The organism is Streptomyces sp. WAC03905 (genome assembly GCF_057371075.1).
Map to the genome: position 1 here is coordinate 7,439,713 of NZ_JBXYDZ010000003.1, position 23,419 is coordinate 7,463,131.

Below are 23,419 nucleotides of genomic sequence, written 5' to 3' on the forward strand. Positions count from 1 at the left end.
TAGGGGCGGTCGTCGGCGGGGACGAGGGCTCCGTCGGTCAGCTGTTGAGCAGCAGGCCGCGGCTGCGCAGCACGTAGCGTTCGACGGGGCTGAAGATGAGCAGGTCGATGGCGATGCCGACGACGAGGATCAGGATGATGGCGAGGAACACGCCGGGGAGGTCGATGTTGTTGCGGCCGTTCTCCAGCAGCTGACCCAGGCCCAGGCCGAGGTCGGGGGAGGAGGCGATGATCTCGGCGGCCATGAGGGAGCGCCAGGAGAACGCCCAGCCCTGCTTGAGGCCGGCGACGTAGCCCGGCAGCGCGGCCGGCATGACCACGTGCCAGGCGCCGCGCAGGCCGGTGGCGCCGAGGGTGCGTCCGGCCCGCAGGAACAGCGGGGGGACCTGGTCGATGCCGGAGACGAGGCCGTTGGCGATGGAGGGCACGGCGCCGAGCAGGATGACGGTGAACATCATGGCGTCGTTGAGGCCGAACCAGAGGACGGCCGGCGGCACCCACGCCACCGACGGGAGGGACTGCAGGCCCTGGAGGATCGGGCCGATCGCGGCGCGGACGAACTTCACCCGGGCGACGAGCAGGCCGAGCGGGGTGCCGATGGCCAGGGCGAGCAGGAAGCCGAGCAGGCCGCGGGAGACGGAGGTCCAGATGACCTCCAGCAGCGTCCCCTTCAGCCACATGTCGGACAGGCTGTCCCACACCGCGGAAAGGGCGGGGAGCTTGGTCTCGTCGGTGACCTTCAGGGAGACGAGGACCTGCCAGACCACCAGGACCAGCCCGACCGCCAGGAACGGCGGCAGGACCTTCTTGGCGAGGACCTCGCGGACCGGCGTGCGGTGCGTCTGCACCGCGTCCAGGGCGTCGAGTCCGGCCTCCAGTCCCGCGAGGTCGTCCGTCTTCGCCTTCGTTTCAGTGCTGGCCATGACGGCGGATCTCCCCACGCAGGTGTTCAGTGATCTCCAGGGACAGCTCGGCGACGTCCGCGTCCTCGATGCGGCGCGGCTGCGGGATGTCCACGGTCCATTCCTTCGCGACCCGGCCGGGCCGGGAGGAGAGCAGGACCACGCGCTGGGCGAGGCGGACGGCTTCGCGCACGTTGTGGGTGACGAAGAGGACGGAGAGTCCTGTCTCCTGCCAGATGCGGGTGAGTTCGCCGTGCAGGACGTCGCGGGTGATGGCGTCGAGAGCCGCGAAGGGTTCGTCCATGAGCAGCAGGCGGCTGTCCTGGGCGAGGGCGCGGGCCAGGGCGACGCGCTGGCGCATGCCGCCGGACAGTTCGTGGACGCGCTTGCCGTGGGCGCCGCCGAGGCGGACCAGTTCCAGGAGGCGTTCGGCTTCGGGCTTGCGGTCGGTCTTGGTGACGCCCCGCAGGCGCAGGGCGAGTTCGATGTTCTTGCCGGCGGTCAGCCAGGGGAAGAGGGCGTGTTCCTGGAACATCAGGGCGGGGCGGCCGCCGGGGGTCTCGATGGTGCCGGCGGTCGGCCTGTCGAGGCCGGCGACGAGGTTGAGCAGGGTGGACTTCCCGCAGCCGGAGGCTCCCAGGATGGTGACGAACTCTCCGGGGGCGACATCGAGGCTGATGTCGTCCAGGACGAGCTGCGATCCGGCCGGGCCGGAGAAGGACTTCGAGACGTGCGCGATACGGGCGGCGTGCGTCTGCTCCGCCACCGTGCCCTCGGCAGCCTTGGCGAGTGTCGTGGCCATGGTCGTCACCTCCTGGGAACTACAGGGCTCGTGCGCTTACTTGGCGCCGAGTCCGGCATCGGAGACCTCGGGCTTGCCGGCGGCCTTCAGGACCTTGTTCAGGAGCGTCAGGTCGTAGATGCCGGCCAGGTCGGGCTGCTCGATGAGCCCCGCCTTGACCGCCCACTCGGACTGGGTCTTCAGCGTCGAGGCCAGCGGGTCGTCGGTGATCTGGATGCTCGGCCACGCCGGGTCGAGGACGGCGCCCTCGAGTTCCTTGCCGTTCAGGGCCTTGAGAGCGGCGTTGGCGGAGGCCTTCGCCCTGTCCGGGTTGGCGTTGATCCAGTCGTTGGTCTTCACCGTGCCGCGCAGTACGGCCTCGACCACGTCCGGGTGCTCCTTGAGGAACTTCTGCGACACGATGACGTTCGTGATCACGAACTTCTTCTCGGGCCACAGGGCGGTCTCGTCGAGGAGGACGGAGCCGCCGTCGGAGACGAGCTTGGAGGCCGTGGGCTCCGGGACCCAGGCGCCGTCGATGGAGCCCTGCTTGAAGGCGTCCGGGGTGACCTTGTTGTCGGTGCGGACGACGGAGACGTCACCCTTGCCGGACTCGGGGTCGACCGTCCAGCCCTTCTCGGAGATCCAGTTGAGGAAGGCGACGTCCTGCGTGTTCCCCTTCTGCGGGGTGGCGATCTTCTTGCCCTTGATGTCGTCGAGGGTCTTGATCTTCGCCGGGTTCACGACGAGCTTCACGCCGCCCGACGCGGAGCCGGAGACGATCCGCAGGTTGGATCCCTTGGACTTCACATAGGCGTTGATCGAGGGCGAGGGGCCGATGAAACCGATGTCGAGGGAGCCGCCGTTGAGGGCCTCGATCTCGGACGGGCCGGCGTTGAAGGTCTGCGGCTTGATCTTCGTGCCGCCCAGCTCCTTCTCGATCAGGCCTTCCTGGATCCCGACGAGCGCGGTGGCGTGCGTCAGGTTCGGGAAGTACCCGATGCGGACCTCGGAGGCCGACAGCTTCTTCCCGTCGGTGGCGGCGACGTTGGCCTTGTCGTCCTCCTTCTTCGCCTCGGAACCGTAGCCGCAGGCCGTCAGGAGGAGGGGGAGCGTGGCGATGACGGCGATGGCGCGCAGGGTGGTGAGCGGTCTTGCGGCAGACACGGAGGTGTCCTTTCACGGGTACGGGTGTTCGGGGCGGTGGTACGGAAGCGGTGGAGGTACGCGCACGCTGCCCACGGCCGGTCGGTCAGGAGCACGGCGTCGTCGGCGGGGGAGCGGAGCGGTGTCGCGGATGCCGAAGGGGCGGATGTGGAGCCGCCGTACGTCGCACGCCGCGCACGAGGTGATGCGGTGCGGCGAGGTCGGCAGAGGGGGAGGGAAGGTCCGGTCGACGGGGAGCGGTACGGCTGAGTGCCGGCGGTGCTCCGTGCGCGGAGCGGTGCTCTGCACGCGGAGCGGGGCTCCGGGCAGCGCGTCAGGCGGGCTGACAGATGGCGCTGGACGTGCGGACCAGGTCGATGTGTCGACGGGTGGTGAGGCGGGGCAGCAGGAGGCCCGCGTGGTGCGGCGTGCGCATCGTCACCTCACCCCCGAATCCCTAGTTTTCCTACCTGGCTGGTAGGCATATTGGCAGACGGCGCGATCCCGCCCAAGGGGGCGACCACATGTTGGACGAACGCGTCTCGGTATGCGAGAACACGCAGGTGGGGGGGTGTCAGGGATTGGTCCAGGCGTCCGGTACATCGGTCAGCGCGGACACGTCGGCCGGCAGGTCGGACCCCGCGACATCCGCGAGCGTCACCCCGTCGAGGATGGCACGCACGTTGGACCGCAGGGCGATCCACAGGGGCAGCAGTGACTCGGCGGGGCCGGTGTAGGAGAGGTCCGGAGGGCGGACCCCGCGCACCGAGACCAGCGGACCGTCCACCACGCGGATGACGTCCGCGATGCTGATGGAGTCGGCGGGCTTGGCCAGGCGGTATCCGCCGTTGCCGCCCCGCTGGCTGAGGACGAGACCGCCCCGGCGCATGTCGTTGAGGATGCCCTCCAGGAACTTGTGCGGGATGTCCTGGGCGTCGGCGATGGCTTCGGCCTTCAGGGGCCCTTCGTCCTGTGACACCGCGAGCTGCAGTGCGGCCCGCACCGCGTAGTCCGCCCTGGCTGAGATCCGCATGCGGACATTATCCCGTACGGCATCGACCCACGTCCCGCGGGTGGGCGGCGGCCCCCGGGGTCAGTGGAAGGCCGCCGCCGTCGCGCGGTGCGGGCCGTAGAGGTAGTGCTCGCCTATGGAGCGCAGCCGGTGGGCCGCCGGGCGGTGGGCCGTCAGGACGCGCGCGTTGCGCCAGAAACGGTCCAGTCCGGGTGCGTCGGCGAGTTCCAGTACGCGCGTGGTGATGTGCAGGGCGGCCCGCGAGGTCACCGTCTCGGCCGTGGCCACCAGCGCGGCGACGGCGGACGGCTCCTCGGCGTCGAGATGCGCACCCGCGTCGAGCGCCCGTGCCATCGCCTCCGTCGCCCGGTCGACCACGGCCGTGGCCGTGTGACCGGCGGAGGCCAGCTCCCCGTAGGTGAGCAGGAGGTCCGGGTCCTCACCCGGTCGCCGGTGCGCCCGTCCCACCCTGCTGAGGTCGCGCGCCTCGGTGAGCGCGCCCTCGGCGATGCCGAGGGCGACGTGGCACAGGGCGAGTCGCAGGGCCGGTTCCGCCAGCGCGGTGAAGGGCGCCGTCGACTCCTCGTCGTGCGGGCGCCGTCCCAGCACCTGGCCGGGCGCCACGGTGACCCGGTCGAGGACGACCTCGCCCGCGCCGGCGGCACGCTGACCGAGGCGGTCGTGGGCGGGCTCCACGCTCACACCGCGCGCGCGGGGCGGGATCCGGACGACCAGCACGTCGCCGGTCGCGGTGCAGACGGCGTCCACCACGATCTGGTCGGCGACCGCCGCGGCCGTGTCGACGGACCGGTGCCCCTCCAGCAGGTAGCCGGTGTTGCGGGGCCTCAGGGTCAGGTCCGGCCCGGCGCCGTCCTCGTCGGGCGCGGGCGCGCGGACCGCCCCGGTCCACAGCCACTGCTCGCGCACCGACGCCTCTTCGAGCGTGGCGGCGTGGTGGTGACTCGCGTAGAAGCGGCCGCTCCAGGTGTGTACGTAGTGGCGCGCCAGCACGTCGCCGACGGAGCTGTCCGCCGCGGCGACCTCCCGTATGACGGCGCATCCGGTACGCCAGTCCGCGCCGCGGCCGGCTGAGGGCGGGGTGAGGGCTGCGAGCAGCCCCGCCTCGCGCAGCCGGGTCCGCTCGTCGGTCGGCGGCCGGCCCGCCTGCTCGCGGGCGATGGCGTCCGCGGCGAGGTCGTCCGCCACGTCGCGAGCGGTGCGCAGGAGCGCGCGGCGCTCCTCACCGGACCGGATGGCGGTCGTGCTCGATGCCGTCGTCACGGACGTCAACTCAATCCCACCTTCCCTATCGAATTGATAGGGATACTTGCCGAAGGCGGCCGTCGCAGCAAGGGTGCGCCCGCATCCTGGACACAACCGTCTTGGGAAAAGAGACGCCCTGGCCGGGGCGGCTGCCGCGGCGTCAGTCCAGCGGCTGCTCGACCACGCTGGTGCCGCTCCCCTCCTGGGATTCCCAACTCCACGTCTCCTCAAGACGCAGGCGGCCGTCGGCGAGCACGGTCACGCGTGACGTGCAGTGTCCCGATGCCGTCGTGCCGTCGAGCCGGAGCTGGACGTAGCGGAAGTCGACGGTGTCGTCCTCCCGGGTGCCGATCAGATGCCCCTTCACCACGTCCCCGCCCCGGTAGTCGGCCCAGACGAGCCCGTCGCGCTCGTGGTACTCGAACCGGGTCCGCCGGCCGACCTGGCCGGGCGCCTGGTCGGCCACGGGGACGAAGACGAGACCGTCGAGCGAGCGTGTCACAGGTGACTCCTGGAGGAAAAAGGTCCGCGGCGGCCGGAGATGAAACGGTCCGCCGCGGGTATCGGGGGATGGACGAGGGCCGGACGGCCACCGACGGAAGGCGTGCCACCCATGACCCAGGACACCGCGGCGAACGAACCCCACGAGCCGACCCCCGAGGAACGCGCAGCCCGCGACAGGGTACGCCGACGGGCCACGGGCATGACGCACCACCGGGCGGCGGACGCGCTGGAGGCCGCCGAGGAAGCAGCCGGCGACCTCGACACGGCGGACACGGGCACCCGCGCCGAGGTCGCGGAATGGCAGCGCATCACGGACCTGCTCTTCGACCACGGCGGCCCCTACGCCCCGGAGACCGACGCCTACGTACAGGGGCAGCTCACGGCCCGTGAGAACCACCGGGTCTGAGGGGAGTTCGACGGGTGCACACGCACCCAGGGCGGGACGCGGGCACCCCCGGCCCGTGGCCGCCGGGTGCGGTCAGCCGGTCGCGCGGAGGCGGGTGGCGGCTGCCTCCGCGTCGCGCACGACGCGGTCCGTGTCGACGTCGACCAGCCGGCCGTCGAGCTTGAGCGGCCGTCCGTCGACGAACACCGCGTCGATGTTCTCGGGGCGCCCGTTGAAGACGACCTGCCCGATCCAGTCGAAGCGCGGTGCGAAGTTCAGGGCGGCCGGGTCGATGACGACGACGTCGGCCCGTTTGCCCGGGGTCAGGGAGCCCACCCGGTCGGCGATGCCCAGTGCCTCGGCTCCGCCCAGGGTGGCCATCCGCAGGACGTCCTGCACCTGGGGGAAGATCCCGGCGTCCGTCGCGCGGGCGCGTTGCAGGCCGATGGCCGTCTTCATCAGCGCGTGGAAGTCCGAACTGTCGTTGGTCCCACCGTCCAGGCCCAGTCCCAGTTTGACGCCGTGCCGTGCGAACTCGGACAGCCGCATGATGCCCGACGCCAGCCGCATGTTGCTCAGCGGGCAGTGGGCCGCCCGTACGTCGTGTGCGGCGACCGCGGCGATCTCCGCGTCGGTCAGGTGGACGGCGTGGTTGATCAGGAGCCGCGGCCCCAGCGCACCGATGTCGGTGAGGACCCCGATCGGGTCGTCCGCCCGCTGCTCGGGGCGCTCCAGGACGTGGGAGTTGAGCATGACGCCCAGGTCCTGGGCCACCTCCCAGTGTGCGCGGTTGAGGTCCTGGACGGCTCGTGCCGCATGCGTGGCCACCTGAAAGGAGCCCAGCGGCGCCGGATCGACCAGCTCCCTCTTCACCTTCGTGACCAGCACCCCGTCCGGCTTCGGCGGGAACATCGCGTAGGTGAAGCGCACCCCGGTGCCGGCCAGCGCCCGTACGTAACTCTCGATCAGCTCGAACGCGAAGATGTCCACCCAGTCCACCAGCGTGGTGACGCCCGACTGGACCGCGTCGAGGGCGGCGAGCCGTACGAAGCTGTGCAGGGCCGCCGGGGTCAGCCGCGCGCGCTGCGGATCGGTGCACCCCGCGAACCAGCCGAACAGGTCGCGGTCGGTACAGCCGCCGCGGATCACCGCCTGCCAGAGGTGGGTGTGGGTGTCGACGAACCCCGGCATGACCAGCTTGCCCGAGGCCTCCACCACCCAGGCTCCCGGCGGTCGTCGCAGCGCCGGGCCGACGGCGGCGACGGCACCGTTCCGGATCAGCACGTCGGCGCCCTCGACGGCCCCGAGGAGGCCGCCGCTGCCAAGGCCGGGGTCCATGGTGAGGACCAGGGACGCCCCGCGGAGCAGGACCGTCCCGCCGGCCGGGGCGGGCCGGCCGGGCGGGCGGTCCGGGGACGCGGGACGGGCGGTGCCGCCCAGCAGGAACGGCGCGGCGGCGGCCAGACCGAGGCCGGTGAGGAGGTCGCGTCGGCCGGGGGTGGTCAGGGGGGTGGGGGTGGACTGCATGCGTGGTACCTCCCGAGGGCGCAGAACGGAAGGCCCGCCCGGGCGGCGCCGTGACGGAGCGTCGGGCCGGGGCGGGATCGAGCGTCGGGTGGGGGCCGGATCACACGCAGCATTCCCGGCGAACGCCCCTTCGATAGGCGCCCGCGGAAAACATTTTCCGTTCCGGTCGTGCGCCAGACACGTACCGGCCATGTTGCCGGGCCGTGGAATCCCCGTGACGCGCTCCACCGTCGGGGTGACGTGCGGAGGGGCCGGACCCGTCGGCGTGACGGGTCCGGCCCCCTCCTCGCGTCAGGCGCGGGGAGCTGCGCCGGTCACGACCTGCGCATGCCCTTCTTCGTCCTGTCCGCCGTCTCCGAGGCCATCTCCTCGGCCTTGCCCGCCATCCGCTCGGCGCTGCCCTCCGCCTGCATGCGCTTGTCGTCCATGGCGTCGCCGGCGGTCTCCTTGAGCTTGCCCTTGACCTGCTTGGCCTTGCCCTTTGCCTTGCTCATGACGAGGTACTCCTTGAGTGACTCGAGTGGGGGGAATGCTCTGCCCACCATGCGTCCGCAGGGGAAGGCCCGCAACGCGCAGTGGACCGTCCGGCGCTCCGGACACGTCACAGCCCATCGCGTCGGATCGTGCGGAGGCAGAGATAAGGACCGCATTCGGGGGCAGACGGCGACTGAAGCGTCACGGCGGATCCAACCGTTTCCGCCGGCCATTCCACCGCGAGAATGAGGTACTCATGATTGCCGTCGGGTTGATCCTCCTGCTGATCGGACTGCTGACCGGGGTCTCCATCCTGTGGACCCTCGGGGTCATCCTGCTCGTGGTGGGTGCGGCGCTGTGGATCCTGGGATCGGTCGGACACGCCGTCGGCGGCCGACGCCACTACTGGTAGACCCGGACGTGGCCGAATCGGGCCTGTCCGGTCGATCATGACCGGACAGGCCCCGGTGCGTCGGCCCACGACACCGGCCCCCGTGAGCGGCCGTGTGCGTCAACGGCCGTCCCCGGCCAGGTTGTAGAACAGGATGAGGATCGCCGCCGCCATCACCGCCAGGTGGACCCACCCGGGGGCGTCCACGACACTCGCGCTCGCACTTGCGCTCGCACTCGCGTGCGTACTTGCGAACATCATCGCCGGGCCCCCCGTCCGCCGAGGGCGCCGATCCGCGGTAACCGTTCCTGCTGCTTCTGCGTGGTCTTCATGTACCGCACCTGCCCGCGCTCTGCCGGACAACGCGCCGCGCGGCCCGAATTCGGGCCGCCGGTCCCGCTCCCACCCCTGACGCACCGCCCGGCAGGCCCGTAGGCTGCGCCGATGCACGCTGGATTCGGGTCACGCGAAGCGCTCGCCGAAGCTCACCGGCCCTGGCCCTGGCCCCCGCCCCGGTTCCGCTACCGGTCGCTGGCCGTCGACACGCTGCTGGCCCTGGGCTACGCCGGCGCGGCGCTGCTGCTGGGCCGGGAACAACCACCCCTCGGCTGGCGGCCCGTGGACGAGCCGGGCGCGGTGCTGACCGTACTGGTGGGCCTGGTGCTGCTGGCCCGGCGGATCGCGCCCGTCGCGGTGTTCGCCACCAGCAGTGCGCTGTGGGTCGCCTTCATCGGCTGCGGGTACTGGCCCGTCGTCAATTCGATGCCGCCGCTCCTGGGGCTGTACACCGTCGCGGCGACCCGCGGCCCGCGGACGTCCGTCGGCTGCGCCGGGGTCGTGACCGCTACCTGGGTGTACGCCGGCCTGAGCAACGCGGAGAACAGCTCCATGCCCACCGTCGTCGCGCAGGCGGTGCTCTTCCCGGCCGTGGTGTTCGTCGTCGGCCGCGGCTCCGGCCGACTCGCCGAACGCAACCGCCAGTTCGCCGAACTGACCGTCCAACTGCGCGCGCAGCAGGAGGAGAACGCCCGTCGGGCCCTCACCGAAGAGCGAGTGCGCATCGCGCGCGAACTGCACGACGTGGTCGCGCACCACATGTCGGTGATCTCGCTCCAGGCCGGCATGGCCTCGTACGTGTTCCCCACCGATCCGGCGGCCAGCCGACAGGCCCTCGACACCATCGCCGACACCAGCCGCGAGGCGCTGGAGGAGATGCGCCGCATGCTCGGCCTGCTGCGCGTCGGCCGGGACGGTCCACCGGACGGACCCGCGGATCCCGACGGCGTCGCCTACGCGCCCGCTCCCGGGCTGGAACTGCTGGACCGGCTCCTCGACCGCGTCCGGGGCGCCGGGATCCAGGTCACCAAGGAGGTCGTCGGCACTCCCACCCGGCTCCCGCAGGGCATGGCCCTGTGTGTCTACCGGGTGATCCAGGAGGCACTGACCAACGTGCTCAAGCACGCGGGCCCGACCAGCGCGGCCGTCGTCCTCCGTTACGAGGGCGGCGCCGTCGTGGCGACCGTCACCGACGACGGCGGCCCCGGACGCCGGACCACCACGACCGCACCCGGTCACGGCCTGATCGGGATGAAGGAGCGCGCGAAGGTCTACGGCGGCTCGGTCACCGCCGGGCCCCGCCCCCTCGGCGGATTCGAGGTGCGGCTCGTCCTTCCCGCGGGCGCCCGCCACCGGTGAGCCGGTGGCGCACCGCGACGACGGCCACCGCCGCCACCGCGATGACCGCCCCGCCCAGACGCAGGATCGCGTCGTAGGCGTCCTCGGGCGGCCGCTGCGGGGTCATGGCCGAGATCGCCGCCGCGGTCCCCGCCAGGGCGATCGCGCCCAGCGTGACCAGGAACGTCAGCAGGACGCCCGACGCCTCGCCCGCCCGCTCCGGCGCGACGACCTGCTGTGTCGCCACACTGGAGAAGGTCCAGCCGAGCCCCAGTCCCAGGCCGCACCACGCGAACACCGGGACGTACAGCCACCAGGCGCTGACCCCGGCCAGGACGAACATCCCCGTCCCCGCGGCCGCCCCGGCCAGTGCCATCACCGCGGTCGCCGGCATGTGCCGGCCCAGCCGCGCACCCAGCGGCCCGCTGAGCGCCACCAGCAGGGCCGGGGCCAGGAACACCGTCCCCGCCAGCAGCGGCGAGAGGCCGCGCACGTCCTGGAGGTAGAGCGTGGCGAGGAAGACGGTGACGCCGTAGCCCATGTTCGTGAGCGAGCCCATCCCCGTCACCAGGACGTACGGGACGTTGCGGAACAGCCCCAGGTCGACCAGCGGGTGCCGCGCCCGCCCCTCCCGTACGACGAACAGCGCGCCCGCCACCACGGCCACGGCGAAGCAGCCCAGGGTGCGGGCGCTCTCCCAGCCCCAGGCGTCCCCGCGCTCCACGGCCAGCGTCAGCGTCGCGAGCGCGCAGACCACCAGGGCGCAGCCGAGCAGGTCGAGCTCGCGCGGGGCCGACGGGTCGCGCGAGTCCGGTACGTACAGCAGGGCGATCAGCAGCGAGAGCACGGTCAGCGGCGCCATAAGCCAGAAGATCCATCGCCAGCCGGGCCCCTCCGTGAACCCGCCGCCCACGAAGGGCCCGAGCGCGGTCCCGATGTTGGCGACGCCGAACACCGCGCCCAGGGCCTTGGCCCGGCTCTGCTCGGGGAAGGTGTTGGTGATCACGGACACGGACACCGGGAAGACGAACGCCGCGCCCACCCCCTGCGCGACCCGGGCCGCCACCAGCGGTCCGAGGCCGGGAGCCAACGCGCAGCCCACGGAGCCGGCGGCGAAGAGGGCCGTTCCCGCGAGCAGCGTCCCCCGCCGTCCGAAAACGTCTCCGACGCGGCCGCCGACGATGAAGAAGCAGCCGATGGCGAGCATGTACGCGGACAGGGTCCACTGTGCGGCCGAGACCGTGACGCCGAGCTCAGCCGAGATGCCAGGGATGGCGAGGTTGAGCGCGAAGAAGTCGAGCTGGATGCAGAACAGGGCGAGGGCGACCGCGACGAAGGCCCCCTTCCGCCGCGCGGCCGCCGAAGACTCAGCGCGCATGAGGGCGTTCCTCTCGGCCGACGCCGGCCCCCTCCCCCCATTGTGGAACGCCAAGCGCCGCTCCGCAGTCCGGGCGGTGGCCGCACCCCGGGCCGGGGCGACGGGGCACGGCTGGAGATTCACTCAAACGTCTCCACAACTGGCCTGCAGTCGCCTGCAGTTGATGTCATCCGCGGCGGACGACGGGCGGTCGCCCTGCCGCTCCACGGCCGCACCACCCGCTGACCGCCGGCCGCCCGGCCCGTCAGCGCAGGGCCAGCGCCCAGGCGAGGAGGCCGAGGGACACCGTGCACAGCACGGCCCGCCACGCGTTGGCGCGTACCCAGGGGGCTTCGAAGGCCCGGCGGACCGCCGCCGGGTCGGCGATGCGTTCGACGGGGCCGGCCTGTTCCAGGGCGTCGTTCAGCGGGATGTTGATCCGGGCCGTCACGCCCATCGCCGCCAGGTACGCGACGAGCGCGCCGATCAGCGGTCCGAGCGCGTCCCGGCCGCCGCTGCCGGTGGCGTGGAGGACCACGGCGGCCGCGCAGAAGACGAGCGCGCCGATGTAGCCGAGCAGGAACCAGCCGTTGAGGATGGCCACGTTGATCCGCTGCATGGTCTCGATGGCGGTGCGGTCGGCGGCCGCCCGGAGCCCGGGCATCACGGACACGGAGAATCCGTAGAAGAGGCCGCTCATCCAGCCGATGGTGATCGTCGCGGCGATCGTCGTCGCCAACCGTGCCGTTTCCACGTCATCCCCCGGATCGAGCATCAGGTCAGGAACAGGTCTTCGTACGGTCGATTCCCGCCGATCATAGGGTGCGGCGGCCCGGTTCTGCCCCGCGTAGGCTGGCCGAGCCCTGCACACACCACCCCGCGCCCCACACCACCGCCGAACGGAGCCGCCCGCCATGCTGACCGCCCTCACCGGTGTCCACGGGGACCGAGCGGACGCCGTCACCGTCGCCGGCCGTACCGCCTCCTACGAGGAACTCCTGGGAGCCGCCCGGCAGGTGGCCGCCGATCTCACCGCGTCGGGGATCCCGGCGTTCGCCGTGACCGCGACCGCCTCCCTGGAGACGGTGGCCGCCGTGGTCGGAGCCCTGCTCGCCGGCGTGCCGTGCGTACCGCTGCCGCCGGACGCGGGTTCGGCGGAGCGCGCGCACATCCTGCGCGACTCCGGCGCCCGCCCCCTCGACGTCGACTTCGCCCGCCGCTCGGACAGGACGCCCGTCCCCGCCGTCGTGCCCACGCCCGAGGATCCCGCGCTGATCCTCTACACCTCCGGCACCACCGGCGCCCCCAAGGGCGTCGTCCTCAGCGGCGCCGCGATCACCGCGGACCTGGACGCCCTCGCCGAGGCCTGGCAGTGGAGCGCCGAGGACACACTGGTCCACGGCCTGCCGCTGTTCCACGTCCACGGACTCGTCCTCGGGGTCCTCGGAGCCCTGCGCACCGGCAGCCGCCTCGTGCACACCGGACGGCCGACGCCCGAGGCGTACGCGGCCGCGGGCGGCAGCCTCTACTTCGGCGTGCCGACCGTGTGGTCGCGCATCGCCCGCGAGCCGCACGCCGCGGCCGCCCTGTCGGGGGCCCGGCTCCTGGTGTCGGGCAGTGCGGCGCTGCCGACGCCGGTCTTCCGGGACATCGAGCGCGCGAGCGGTCACCGCATCGTGGAGCGGTACGGGATGACGGAGACGCTGATCACGGTGAGCGGCAGGGCGGGCGGCGACCTCCCCCCGGGCACGGTCGGCACCCCACTGCCGGGCATCGCCACCCGCGTCGCCGCCGAGGACGGCGCGGAGATCGGCGAGCTTCCAGCTGACCGGACCCACCCTGTTCTCCGGCTACCTGGGCCGGCCCGACGCGACGGCCGCCGCGTACACGGAGGACGGGTGGTTCCGTACGGGTGACATCGCGGCCGTCGACGAGAAGGACGGCGTGCACCGGATCGTGGGCCGTGCGTCCACCGACATGATCAAGTCGGGCGGGTACCGGATCGGGGCGGGCGAGGTCGAGAACGCCCTGCTGGACCACCCCCGGGTCCGCGAGGCCGCCGTCGTCGGAGTGCCCGACACGGACCTCGGCCAGCGGATCGTCGCCTTCGTCGTCGCCGAGGGCGTCACCGGAGCCGAACTCACCGACTTCGTCGCCGCCCACCTCTCGGTCCACAAACGCCCCCGCGAGGTCCGCTTCGTCGAGTCGATCCCGCGCAACGCCATGGGCAAACCCCAAAAACGCCTCCTCCTGCACAACCCCACCCCCTGAGCCACCCGGCGTCCCAAGAGCACCGCACCCCGTGCCGTCGTCGTGGCCCCCACGGTGAACGGGGGGCCTCACCGCACTGGGGGCGAACCTCCCGTACGCGGTAGGGGCAGGCAGACGCGCGGCATCCTCCAGCGGGCGGTCCGCCGTGCCGGTGCTCTTCAAGTCGTCATGCAAGGCATTCTCGCTCACGGGTCATCAGCCAGGGGAGCCGCTTCAGGCCGGGACGTGGGTGGCCCCGGCGCGGTGGCCGCCGTCAGCGCTGGACTCACCTCCCGGCCCTTCCACCACACGAGGGCCCACGGCGCCGCAGGGGTGGAGGGGCCGGAAGGTGAGTCCAGGCGTCACCGGTCCGGACCGCTCCCGCCGAGCGGCGGACGCCCCACCGCTGCGCGTCGCGCACGCGGGCTCCAGCCGGGGCCGCTTCGCACGGTCACTTGACCCACCCCTCGTCGATGTCTCCGGGCTTCCAGGAAGGTCCGCGGCAGCGGATGGGATGGACCTCCGGGCGGTCCTCGCACCGAGCCCGGACCGGCCCGCCGCTCGCAACCCGAGGCTCGCGAGGGCCGTAGGCTGTTGCCCGTGCACAGTCTGGAGCTGTTGCCCGACGCGGACACCGACCACGCCGTCCGGGACATGTGGCGGCAGCTGGCGGAATGGGGCCTGCCCAGTCAGGCACACCACCGACACCCCACGAATCGGCCCCATCTCACGCTCGCCACGGCCGATCGCCTGTCGCCGGAGACACGGGCCCAGGTGCTGCGCGTACTGGCCGAAGCCCTGCCCGTTCCGCTGTGCCTCGAAGGCATGGTGTCGTGGTCCGGTCGCGTCCGGGTGCTCGCCTGGACCGTCCGTCCGGAGGACGCTCTGCTGCGCCTGCACGAGGCGGTCTGGCGGATCCTGCGCGACGCGCCGGAGACCGGCCGTCTCCCTCCCCACCTCGCGCCGGCTCGCTGGGTTCCCCACGTCACGCTCGGCCGCGGGACCGGGGCACGTTGGGCCGCGGCTCCCGAAGAGCCGTCCGCCCTCGCCGCTGCCGCGGCGTTCGGTGCGGTGACGGGGGAGTGGACCTCCGCCCGGCGCTACGACTCGGTCACTCGCACCGTGACGGGCCTGATCCCGTGACCTGGGTGCCCGCCCCGGGCCGGTGCTCGCGCTGTCCCGGTCACGGCCTCCGGCTCGCGGTGACCGGCAGGCGCACGAGGGTCTGCCCGTCGCCCGCCGGAGGGAGCAGGACGATGCTCAACTCGGCGATGACCTCGCCCCCTTCACGGCCGGCCGGCAGGTCGAACAGCAGGTGGTACTCGTGGGACGCGCCGTCCGGAACGTCGACCGGGTACTCGGTGGTCCCGGGGCCGACCTCGTGGCCGCGGGCGGTGAGGTCGTTCACCATGGGCGTGAGCTGCTTCACGAACCGCACCCGGCAGCCTTCCCGTACCGCGATCCGCAGGGCGAGCGTGCGGGCGGACGCCCGGCGGGCCCGGGCGGCGAGGCCGGTCAGGTCTTCGGTGAGGCACGGAGCCGGGGCCGCGGGATCCACGACGAGGTCCAGCGTGCCGGAGAGCGCCGTGGTGATCTCCCTGAGCTGCGCCACGTTCCAGTCGGTGCCGATTCCGCGGGCGTGGCAGGTGAAGCGGCCCGCGCAGGAGGCGAGCACGGCCGACCGCTCTTCCGGGCTTTCGGCCGTGGCGGTCAGGTCCGTGAGGAGCACCGCCTCGCGCACGGCGTCGCCGTGCGCGGTCAGGAGCCGGTCGGTGAGCCGCAGCCACCTGCCGAAGGCGGCCGCCCCGGCAGGTGGCTGCGGCCCGGTGAGTGCGGCGCGGGCCTCGGCCTTGGTCTCGGCGGTCGCTCGGACCAGGCGCATGGTGTCGGGGTAGAGCATCCGGGCGTGGTCCGCACCCGCCACGACGGCGAAGGACGCCCCCTCGTCCAGACCGTCGACGGCAGCAGCGACCGCGGCCCGGACGGCGTGGATGCCGGATGCGCCGAGCCGCGCGGAGAGCCCGAGCAGGAAGACCAGGGCGCGGGGCGCCGGGGCCGCCAGTTCGTCGGGGGCGGCGCCCGCGGCGGTCACGGTCAGGAGCACGTTCGCCCCGGCCGTGTCCGGGGCGAGGGTCGCGTTGTAGTCGGCCTCCATGGTGACGCCGGGGGCGGGAGGAGCCGGCGCCGTGCGGCCGGCGTATGCGTACCGGGGGTCCGGCGTCGGGCTGCGCCGTGGCACGTACGGCCGTACCCCGGTCCGCGGGGAGGCCAGGTCCCTGAGCCGGTCGGCGACGGCCCCGGCGTAGGCGGGGCGGTCGGCGGGATCCTTCGAGAGGAGGACGGAGACGAGCCGGTCCAGCCCGACGGGCACTTCGGGCCGCAGGGAGGCCAGGCGCGGGGGCGGGGTGTGGATGTGATCCAGCATCACGACGCGGAAGTCGCCGTGCGTCGTGAACGGCGGTCTCCCGGTGAGGAGGGCGAACAGGACGCAGCCCAGGGCGTACAGGTCCGCCCGGCCGTCGGTCCGCAGGCCCCGACACTGTTCGGGCGCCATGTAGTCGGGGGTCCCCATCAGACTGCCCTCACGGGTCAGCCCGGAGTCAGCGTGGACGAACCCCGCGATGCCGAAGTCACACACCTTCACCCGGCCGTCGGCGACCAGCATGAGGTTGGCGGGCTTGATGTCCCGGTGCACGATGTCCGCCCGGTGCGCGTACGACAGCGCGTCGGCGACCTGCACGGCCAGGTCCATCGCCTGTCGCACGGGCAGCGGGGACTTCCGCGCCCGGATCAGGGCGCCCAGGTTCTGCCCGTCGAGCAGCTCCATGACCAGGTGGAGCCGGCCGTCCTGTGAACCGCTGTCGAAGACCTGCGCGATGCCGGGATGGCGGAGCCGCGCGGTGACCCGGGCCTCGCGGTGGAAGCGGTGCACGACCTGGCCGTCGGCCAGCTCCGCGACGAGGAACTTGACGGCGACCTCGCGATCGAGCCGGGGGTCGCGGGCCCGCCACACCTCGCCCGTCGCGCCGCGTCCGAGCAGGGCTTCCAGCCGGTAGCGGCCGCCGATGAGCATGCCCGCGACGTTCAAGGCCCCCTCGCCTTCCGCCGGTGGTCCGGGATCCGGCCCGCGCCGCCCATGCGGGTCCGGCTGCCGCATCGTACCGAGCCGTCGGCCCCCGCGCCGCCCCTGAGGGCGGGCCCGGGACCCGCAACGAGTACCCGCCCAGCGCCCACCGGGCGCCTGGGGACCACTTGGTGGTGGTGCCGGCGCGTCCCCGTGCTCGGGCTCGGCCCCGTTGTCGGTGGCAGCGGGGCCCGGTCGCGGGCGGCTGTCGGGGGAGCGGCGTGCCGGCAGCCTGTCGTGCTGGTGCGTGAGCAGTCAGCAAGGAACCGCCGAGTTCAGGCTTTCGGCTCCCTGGAAAGTGCGGTCGAGGCCGGTGACGTCGAGCAGCCTGCGTACGGCGGGTTGCAGCGGGCCGGCGATGACGAAGGCACGACCTGCCGCGGTATGGGCTTTCTGCCCGTGGAGCAGGGTGTGCAGCATGGCCGAATCGGCGAAACTCGTCTGGGAGAGGTCGACCACCGTACGCGCGGTCCCGGCCGTCGCCGCCTCAGCGAGGGCTGCGGCGAGGAACGGGGCGCTGTCCTCGTCGACTTCGCCCCGTACCCGGACCACGGTGACCCCATGGGTGGTGGCACTGACCACCGACGCAGCTGCCATCTCTGCCAGTCTTCCTGTGCGCGGCGTGAGGTTCCCGGTCTTCGGGGAGCGGCCACTGGCCCATTCCCGAGCAGTGCATGGCGCCCCGCCGCGACGCGCGGACCACGCGGAGCTGCCGGTGTCGCGAGGGGCCGTTGCGGTGGGCGGGGCGGTCGGGCGGTAATGCGGTCAGGCGGTCAGGCGGTCAGGCGGTCAGGAGACCTTCGCGGAGCTTGGCCAGGGTGCGGGTGAGGATCCGGGAGATCTGCATCTGCGAGAGGCCCAGGCGGGCGCCGATCTGGGCCTGGGTCATCTCCTGGCCGAAGCGCATCTCCAGGATGAGCTTCTCTCGTCCGTCGAGCTGTGCCAGCAGCGGTGCGAGGGTGTGCAGTTCCTCGAAGAGCTCCATGGCCGGGTCCTCGGCGCCGAGGACCTCTGCCAGCGGCCGGGGGGCGGTCTCGGTGGTGTCGTCCTGGCCCTGGTCGAGGGACTGGCTGGAGTATCCGTTCGCCGCGACCAGACCTTCGATCACCTGCTCCTCCGTGAGCTGGAGGTGCTCCGCGAGTTCGCGGACCGTCGGTTCGCGGTCCAGAACCGTGGCGAGTGCCTCCTTGCCCCGGGCCAGCTCGACGCGGAGTTCCTGCAGGCGCCGCGGGACGTGCACGGCCCAGGACGTGTCGCGGAAGTGGCGCTTGATCTCCCCGGTGATGTAGGGGAGGGCGAGAGTGGTGAACTCGTTGCCCTGGTCGGGGTCGAAGCGGTCGATGGCCTTGATCAGACCGATGGTGCCGACCTGGACCAGGTCGTCGAGGTCCGTGCCGTCGTTGCGGTTGCGGAAGCGGCGGACGGCGAACTGGACCAGGGACAGGTTCATCTCGATGAGCGTGTTGCGGACGAACTGGTAGTCCCGCGTGCCCTCCTCGAGGTGCTGGAGGCGTGCGAAGAAGACCTTCGACAGGGAACGCGCGTCGGCGGGGGCCACCTCGCGGGCGTCGGTGATCTGAGGGAGCGGCACCTCGGTCCCGGCCACGTCCGCGTGGTCGCTCCGGGAGGGTGCGGTCGCCGACGGTGTGACCAGGACGTTCATTCTCAGCTCCTCGTAGGTGTGGCATGCGCCTGTGGCGCCCCGTTGCAGTCAGATCATCGGGCCTGAGCGGCACACCAGTCAAGAAATACGTGAAACGCGCTTCTCGTATGCGTCGTCGCGGCACGCTACTCGGTCCAATGTCGGGTCCGATGCCCGGGCCAGTGCGCTGTTCTCCACGCGAGCGCTGGTACGGACCGTGTAGAGGCGGCAGCAGCCGAGGCACGCGGGCGCGGCTGCTCTGGTGACGGGTCGCCACCCGGGCCGGCTCGTCGGCGCGCCATCCGGCCGGGGGCATGTCTGGCCGTGCCGGCCAGGGGGCCGGGGGCACGGCGTGGCGAGGTCGGGGCGCTCGGAGCCTGGGTCATGATCGGCCGTGTGAAGACTTCCGGACGTGTGGCCGCCTTCGCGGTCGCGGGCCTGCTCGCCACCCTCCCCGCGTGTTCGCCGTCCGACGGCCGCGGCGGGGCGGGTGCGCGTACCGGCGCGGCCACCGCTGCGACGACGGCACCCGGCGGCGCGGTGTTCCGCGGCGGGCACCCCGGCGCCGCAGGCGCCCGTGACCCGTACTTCCCTGAACTCGGCAACGGCGGCTACGACGTCGTCCACTATGCCCTGACCCTGGACTACGACCCCGGCAGCGGTCGTCTCCAGGGCAGTGCCGAGATCACCGCGAAGGCCACGGCGGACCTCAGCGCCTTCAATCTCGACCTCCTCGGCATGGAAGTGCAGAGCGCCACCGTCGACGGCCGCAAGGCGCAGGTGCGCCGGGACGGGCAGGAGCTGACCCTGCAGCCGCGGGACCACCTCAGGAAGGGCACCGCCTTCCGCAGCGTCGTCCACTACGCGGGCACTCCGGAGCCGATCACCCATGACCACGGGTGGCGCGAAGGGTGGCTGAGGACGGAGAACGGAGCGGTCGCGTTCGGCGAGCCGACAGGCTCGATGTCCTGGTTCCCGGGCAACCACCACCCTTCGGACAAGGCCTCGTACGACATCACCGTCACGGTTCCCAAGGGGGTGCAGGCGATGTCCAACGGGCAGCTGGTCAGCCGGCGCACCGAGGGCGACCGCGCCACCTTCCACTGGCGCCAGGCCGAGCCGATGGCGAGCCACGTGGCGACCGTGGCCATCGGCAGCTACGACATCAAGACCTCCCGGACCCGTTCGGGCGTCCCGCTCGTGTCGGCACTGGACACGACCGCGGGCGTGGACGAGGACGGAGCGGTCCTCGCCCGGTTCCCCGAGGTCATGGAGTGGGCGGAGGGAAGGTTCGGCCCGTACCCCTTCTCCTCCGCCGGGGTGATCGTCGATCAGGCGGCCGACGTGCCCTACGCCCTGGAGACCCAGACCAGGCCGACCATCCCGGCCGGCGTCTTCCACACCACCAACGTGGTGCACGAAATGGCCCACCAGTGGTTCGGCAACTCCGTCACCCCCCGAACCTGGCGGGACATGTGGCTGAACGAGGGCTTCGCGACCTACGCGGAGTGGCTGTGGACCGAAGACCACGGCGGGGCCAGTGCCCAGGACCACTTCGACCGCAACCACGCCAAGGCCGCGGACGACGACGAGTGGGACTTCCCGCCGGCCGAGCCGCCCAGCGCCTCGGACATCTCCCGGCAGCCGGTGTACGTGCGCGGCGCCATGGTGATCCACAAGGTCCGCCAGGCCGTGGGGGACGAGGACTTCCGGGGCCTGGTGCGGGGCTGGACCCTGCGCCACCGCCACGGCCACGCCTCCACCGCCGACTTCACCTCGTACGTGGAGGCCAAGGCCGGCCGGGACCTCGACGCGATCTGGGACGCGTGGCTCTACGGCGACGGCAAGCCCGCGTGACGGGGGCTGCGCGGCATCAGGTCCTGATGCGCCGACGGGCGGTACCGACGAGCTTCATGTACTTGTCCCAGTCCCACACGGTCCCGGGATCGTCGTGAGTGGACAGCGGAACCTCCACGTGGCCGATGATGTGGTCCCGGTCGACCGGCACGTCGTACTTCGCGCAGATCGTGGCCGTGAGCAGGGCGGACGTCTCGTACATCGTGTCGAGGTAGACAGGCTGATCGGTCCATCCCTCGTGCTCGATGCCGATGCTCCGGTAGTTGTGCCAGACACTGCCGGAGTGCCAGGCCACGTCGCGCTCGCGCACGCACTGGGCGATCCGCGTGCCGCTCGCGCTGATCATGTAGTGCGCGGACACCCTCTCGGCCGCGTCGTTGAACTTGGCGAACATGACCGGCAGGACGTCCGTCGTCAGGTGAATGACGACGTACTCGATGGGGTACGCCTCGGGGCGGTCGGAGACCGTGTAGTTGGACGCGGAGGCTTCGACCCACACGGCGGGGGCGTAGTCCACCGAGGAGTCCTTGCGCACTGCCGCCGGCGGCCCCGCGGCGACCGGGGCCCTGCTGCCGGGGCCCGGCCGCGCGGGTTTTCCCTTCCCGTTCTCGTCGGGTCCCATCAGCAGGGGCAGCCCGGCAGCGGTCAGAGCCGCGCCCGCCGCGCCGGCAGCACCCCACAGCAGCCGTCGACGGGTCAGCGGGCTGTCTTCCATGGCCACTCCTATGAGGTCGAGCAGGCAGGCGGAAGGACGGCGCGCCGCGAATCCCGGCATCACGATGCGCAGGCGGTACGTCCCGTAATCTGATGCTTCACTGGCGCCACCACCCCGGCAAGCCGGTCCTCCACCACTCGGCGCACGCGCCGCTGCGTCCTGCGGTGGGCCAGGGGCGGACCGGAAGTGGCCGAGCAGGGCGCAGGTGCGGAGCCGTAACCGGAGAGACGGATCGCGGTGGCGGTCACCCTGCCGTGTCGGACGTGTGCTGCGAGGTGCAAGGCACCGCCCCATGGCCCGCTCACTCGGAGGGCGTGCTCGCTCGGGACAGCGCGACGCCGCCGACGATGAGGGCGAGGGCGAGGAGGCGGGTCGGGGTGACCGGGTCCTTGTGGAGCACGATGCCTATGGTGACGGCGCCGGCCGCACCGATGCCGGTGAAGACGGCGTAGGCCGTGCCGACCGGAAGGCCCCTCATCGCCAGGGACAGCAGGTAGACGGCGGCGGCAGCGAGCGCGAAGCAGACCAGCGTGGGCAGCGGGCGGGTGAAGCCGGCCGTCGGTTTGATGCTCTGGGACCAGCCGACTTCCACCAGGCCGGCGGCGAGAAGCAGGAGCCAGTTCACAGCGAAGCTCCCGTCGCGCGGGCGGAGTCCAGCGCGGCCAGGCGGGACGCGTCGTGTGCGCCGCGCCGGTCGGCGAGGGCCGGATCGGTGAGGGCGTTGACCAGCTCGGTACCGAGGAAGGTCATGGCCTCCTCCGGTACGGCGAAGTGGCCGGAGAAGAAGTCGCGCAGGTAGCGCTCCTGGTGGTCGTAGGGATGGCGGGGGGTGCCCGGGCCGTAGGCGCCGCCACGGGCGTACGCCACGACGAACCGGCGTCCCGCCAGGGACATGCGCGGGAAGGTGACCTGGTCGATCCACGCCTTCAGGGAGGCCGGGACGGAGTAGTTGTACATGGGCGTGGTGATCAGTACGACGTCGGCGGTGAGGAGCTCCTCCAGCAGCGGCTCGACGATCGCCCAGGCCCTCGCCTGTGCGGGGGTGCGCACGGCTTCCCGGTAGCGGGTCGGATCGGTGATCCCGTGCTCAAGGACGTAGTCGCACAGCTCGGTCCACGCCTCGCCGATCTGGGGGACCGGTGTGGCGGCCAGGTCGCGGTGCAGGTGGACGCCCTCGGGGTGGGACGCGCGCCAGGCGGCGACTACGGCTTGGCCGACTTCTCGGCTGAAGGACTGGCGACGGGCGCTGGCATCCAGGTGCAGCAACGTGGTCATGACGGGCCCCCTCGTATCGGCCGGAACGATTAACCGGACACGGTGTCCACTTATACCTGACGATCGGGTCAACCGGACAGGGTGTCCGGTTATTCCGGTAGGGTGAGTCGCCATGGAGACGAGGGAACGCGCGGACGCCGCCCGCAACCGGGCCAAAGTGCTCTCCGCCGCCGCCGAGCTGTTCGCGGTACGTGATCCGCGGACCGTGACGATGGACGACATCGCCCGCGCGGCCGACATCGGCCGCGGCACGCTCTACCGCCGCTATCCCGACGTCACGTCCATCGCGGCCGCCCTCCTCGACGAGCACGAACGCCGTCTGCAGGAGGAGTTGATGCGTGGTGCTCCGCCGCTCGGGCCCGGCGCGCCGCCCGTCGAGCGGCTCACCGCCTTCTACGCCGCCATGGTCGACCTGCTGGAGGGTCACGGGCACTTGGTGCTGGCCGCCGAGACCGGCGCGAAACGCTTCACGGTCGGGGCGTACGGCTTCTGGCGTGCCCACGTACTGGTCCTGCTCCGCGAGGCCGACGCCCCGAACGCGGAGGCCATGGCCGACGTCATGCTCGCGCCGCTGGCACCGGAGGTCTACCTCCACCAGCGGGCGCAGGGAGTGCCGCCGGACCGCATCAAGATCGCGCTGGAACGCCTGGCAAGCGTGCTGACGACCGGTTGAACCCCGATGTCCGGCAGGGACGACGCCGAGCGGCCGGGGCCGCGGCCCTTCGCACCCACCGGCCAGCTGTTCGGTGTCGCTCGGGGCGTAGATGGGGCGAGGGGGCGTGCGCCTGCTCCCATGAGCGCATGACGAAGAGCGATCCCCAGCTGATGCGACGGTGGCTGACCGGCTGGACCACGGCGCGCTCCCTTCCCGGGGCGGAGCCCGTCGACGCCACCGGCAGCGGGCTGCGCTCGCGCTGCGACCAACCCGGCCGTGCGGTCGAGGTGTTCGCGCTCCGTCGTCGCCCGGGGGCCCGTACGGGTCTCCTCATCGCCGGCGAGGAGGGCCGGCGCCTCTACTCCTCCCTCGGCCGGCACAGGGAGGCCGACGTCCTGATCGCCCGCACGCGACCGGCCGGGTGACCCCGGCCCCGTCGACGGCCGCGTACGGCGCCGTCGGGCGCGGCGGCGCGGGAGGATGCAC

At 72.4% G+C, this 23,419-nt stretch carries 25 protein-coding genes and 1 pseudogene; 8 read left to right on the forward strand and 18 right to left on the reverse strand.

Annotation, left to right across the window (positions count from 1 at the left end):
• Positions 1-37: 37 nt before the first annotated feature.
• From AC2RP6_RS36195 to AC2RP6_RS36225, 7 genes are all read right to left on the reverse strand, one after another.
• Positions 38-922 carry an ABC transporter permease gene (locus AC2RP6_RS36195; protein ID WP_486450048.1) on the reverse strand — a complete coding sequence of 295 codons (885 nt, stop codon included), beginning with the start codon at positions 920-922 and terminating at the stop codon, positions 38-40.
• Positions 909-1,703 carry an ABC transporter ATP-binding protein gene (locus tag AC2RP6_RS36200; protein ID WP_486450049.1) on the reverse strand — a complete coding sequence of 265 codons (795 nt, stop codon included), beginning with the start codon at positions 1,701-1,703 and terminating at the stop codon, positions 909-911. Before AC2RP6_RS36200 ends, AC2RP6_RS36195 begins: the two co-directional genes overlap by 14 nt.
• Positions 1,704-1,739: 36 nt before the next feature.
• On the reverse strand, positions 1,740-2,849 hold the full coding sequence (locus AC2RP6_RS36205) for an aliphatic sulfonate ABC transporter substrate-binding protein (protein WP_486450050.1): 1,110 nt from the start codon (positions 2,847-2,849) through the stop codon (positions 1,740-1,742).
• Between the two features lie 313 nt (positions 2,850-3,162).
• Positions 3,163-3,264 carry a putative leader peptide gene (locus AC2RP6_RS36210; RefSeq protein ID WP_324610408.1) on the reverse strand — a complete coding sequence of 34 codons (102 nt, stop codon included), beginning with the start codon at positions 3,262-3,264 and terminating at the stop codon, positions 3,163-3,165.
• Between the two features lie 138 nt (positions 3,265-3,402).
• The gene (locus AC2RP6_RS36215; RefSeq protein ID WP_486450051.1) at positions 3,403-3,861 is read right to left on the reverse strand and encodes an RrF2 family transcriptional regulator; all 459 of its coding nucleotides are present in this window, start codon (positions 3,859-3,861) and stop codon (positions 3,403-3,405) included.
• Between the two features lie 60 nt (positions 3,862-3,921).
• Entirely contained in the window at positions 3,922-5,121 is a 1,200-nt protein-coding gene (locus AC2RP6_RS36220) for an acyl-CoA dehydrogenase family protein (protein WP_486450572.1), read from the reverse strand.
• A 142-nt stretch (positions 5,122-5,263) separates the two neighbouring features.
• Complete coding sequence (locus tag AC2RP6_RS36225; RefSeq protein ID WP_486450052.1) at positions 5,264-5,605, reverse strand: avidin-fold protein; 342 nt, start codon at positions 5,603-5,605, stop codon at positions 5,264-5,266.
• A gap of 111 nt (positions 5,606-5,716) precedes the next feature.
• Here AC2RP6_RS36225 and AC2RP6_RS36230 point away from each other — a divergent pair, with 111 nt between their 5' ends.
• Complete coding sequence (locus tag AC2RP6_RS36230) at positions 5,717-6,013, forward strand: hypothetical protein (protein WP_486450053.1); 297 nt, start codon at positions 5,717-5,719, stop codon at positions 6,011-6,013.
• Positions 6,014-6,085: 72 nt separating this feature from the next.
• Here AC2RP6_RS36230 and AC2RP6_RS36235 read toward each other — a convergent pair whose 3' ends face one another.
• Both AC2RP6_RS36235 and AC2RP6_RS36240 read right to left on the reverse strand, forming a co-directional pair.
• On the reverse strand, positions 6,086-7,519 hold the full coding sequence (locus AC2RP6_RS36235) for an amidohydrolase family protein (RefSeq protein ID WP_486450054.1): 1,434 nt from the start codon (positions 7,517-7,519) through the stop codon (positions 6,086-6,088).
• Between the two features lie 314 nt (positions 7,520-7,833).
• Positions 7,834-8,013, reverse strand: a complete 180-nt coding sequence (locus AC2RP6_RS36240) for a CsbD family protein (protein WP_486450055.1) — start codon at positions 8,011-8,013, stop codon at positions 7,834-7,836.
• A 236-nt stretch (positions 8,014-8,249) separates the two neighbouring features.
• On the opposite strand from AC2RP6_RS36240, the gene AC2RP6_RS36245 reads away from it, so the two are divergent.
• Positions 8,250-8,405 (forward strand): DUF6131 family protein, encoded by a 156-nt coding sequence (locus AC2RP6_RS36245; RefSeq protein ID WP_486450056.1) that lies wholly within the window; start codon positions 8,250-8,252, stop codon positions 8,403-8,405.
• 99 nt (positions 8,406-8,504) lie between these two features.
• Here the strand turns inward: AC2RP6_RS36245 and AC2RP6_RS36250 are convergent, their stop codons facing one another.
• Positions 8,505-8,645: a hypothetical protein gene (locus AC2RP6_RS36250; protein ID WP_486450057.1), complete on the reverse strand. Its 141-nt coding sequence runs from the start codon at positions 8,643-8,645 to the stop codon at positions 8,505-8,507.
• Between the two features lie 183 nt (positions 8,646-8,828).
• On the opposite strand from AC2RP6_RS36250, the gene AC2RP6_RS36255 reads away from it, so the two are divergent.
• The gene (locus tag AC2RP6_RS36255; RefSeq protein WP_486450058.1) at positions 8,829-10,079 is read left to right on the forward strand and encodes a sensor histidine kinase; all 1,251 of its coding nucleotides are present in this window, start codon (positions 8,829-8,831) and stop codon (positions 10,077-10,079) included.
• On the opposite strand, the gene AC2RP6_RS36260 is transcribed toward AC2RP6_RS36255, so the two are convergent.
• Positions 10,006-11,436 carry an MFS transporter gene (locus AC2RP6_RS36260; protein WP_486450059.1) on the reverse strand — a complete coding sequence of 477 codons (1,431 nt, stop codon included), beginning with the start codon at positions 11,434-11,436 and terminating at the stop codon, positions 10,006-10,008. The two genes, AC2RP6_RS36255 and AC2RP6_RS36260, sit on opposite strands and share 74 nt — an antisense overlap.
• Before the next feature lie 244 nt (positions 11,437-11,680).
• Positions 11,681-12,154 carry an anthrone oxygenase family protein gene (locus AC2RP6_RS36265; protein WP_486450060.1) on the reverse strand — a complete coding sequence of 158 codons (474 nt, stop codon included), beginning with the start codon at positions 12,152-12,154 and terminating at the stop codon, positions 11,681-11,683.
• 175 nt (positions 12,155-12,329) lie between these two features.
• Here AC2RP6_RS36265 and AC2RP6_RS36270 point away from each other — a divergent pair.
• Positions 12,330-13,686: pseudogene (locus AC2RP6_RS36270) on the forward strand (acyl-CoA synthetase).
• A gap of 579 nt (positions 13,687-14,265) precedes the next feature.
• Positions 14,266-14,808 (forward strand): 2'-5' RNA ligase family protein, encoded by a 543-nt coding sequence (locus tag AC2RP6_RS36275; protein WP_486450061.1) that lies wholly within the window; start codon positions 14,266-14,268, stop codon positions 14,806-14,808.
• A 40-nt stretch (positions 14,809-14,848) separates the two neighbouring features.
• Here the strand turns inward: AC2RP6_RS36275 and AC2RP6_RS36280 are convergent, their stop codons facing one another.
• The 3 genes from AC2RP6_RS36280 to AC2RP6_RS36290 all read right to left on the reverse strand — a co-directional run bounded on the left by AC2RP6_RS36280 (position 14,849) and on the right by AC2RP6_RS36290 (position 18,452).
• Positions 14,849-16,753: a protein kinase domain-containing protein gene (locus AC2RP6_RS36280; RefSeq protein WP_486450062.1), complete on the reverse strand. Its 1,905-nt coding sequence runs from the start codon at positions 16,751-16,753 to the stop codon at positions 14,849-14,851.
• Between the two features lie 291 nt (positions 16,754-17,044).
• Complete coding sequence (locus AC2RP6_RS36285; protein WP_486450063.1) at positions 17,045-17,386, reverse strand: STAS domain-containing protein; 342 nt, start codon at positions 17,384-17,386, stop codon at positions 17,045-17,047.
• 184 nt (positions 17,387-17,570) lie between these two features.
• Positions 17,571-18,452, reverse strand: coding sequence for a SigB/SigF/SigG family RNA polymerase sigma factor (locus AC2RP6_RS36290; RefSeq protein WP_486450064.1), 882 nt, complete (start codon positions 18,450-18,452; stop codon positions 17,571-17,573).
• Between the two features lie 363 nt (positions 18,453-18,815).
• On the opposite strand from AC2RP6_RS36290, the gene AC2RP6_RS36295 reads away from it, so the two are divergent.
• A complete protein-coding gene (locus tag AC2RP6_RS36295) occupies positions 18,816-20,288 on the forward strand; it encodes a M1 family metallopeptidase (protein ID WP_486450065.1) in 1,473 nt (490 codons plus the stop codon).
• Positions 20,289-20,304: 16 nt separating this feature from the next.
• Here AC2RP6_RS36295 and AC2RP6_RS36300 read toward each other — a convergent pair whose 3' ends face one another.
• The 3 genes from AC2RP6_RS36300 to AC2RP6_RS36310 all read right to left on the reverse strand — a co-directional run bounded on the left by AC2RP6_RS36300 (position 20,305) and on the right by AC2RP6_RS36310 (position 22,278).
• A complete protein-coding gene (locus AC2RP6_RS36300; protein WP_486450066.1) occupies positions 20,305-21,003 on the reverse strand; it encodes an N-acetylmuramoyl-L-alanine amidase in 699 nt (232 codons plus the stop codon).
• 301 nt (positions 21,004-21,304) lie between these two features.
• Positions 21,305-21,628: a DMT family transporter gene (locus AC2RP6_RS36305; RefSeq protein ID WP_486450067.1), complete on the reverse strand. Its 324-nt coding sequence runs from the start codon at positions 21,626-21,628 to the stop codon at positions 21,305-21,307.
• Entirely contained in the window at positions 21,625-22,278 is a 654-nt protein-coding gene (locus AC2RP6_RS36310) for an FMN-dependent NADH-azoreductase (RefSeq protein ID WP_486450068.1), read from the reverse strand. The genes AC2RP6_RS36305 and AC2RP6_RS36310 overlap by 4 nt, the downstream gene beginning before the upstream one ends.
• Before the next feature lie 112 nt (positions 22,279-22,390).
• Between AC2RP6_RS36310 and AC2RP6_RS36315 the strand changes: the two genes are divergently transcribed.
• Both AC2RP6_RS36315 and AC2RP6_RS36320 read left to right on the forward strand, forming a co-directional pair.
• Positions 22,391-22,951 (forward strand): TetR/AcrR family transcriptional regulator, encoded by a 561-nt coding sequence (locus AC2RP6_RS36315; protein WP_486450069.1) that lies wholly within the window; start codon positions 22,391-22,393, stop codon positions 22,949-22,951.
• Between the two features lie 128 nt (positions 22,952-23,079).
• Entirely contained in the window at positions 23,080-23,358 is a 279-nt protein-coding gene (locus AC2RP6_RS36320) for a hypothetical protein (protein WP_486450070.1), read from the forward strand.
• Positions 23,359-23,419: the final 61 nt, after the last annotated feature.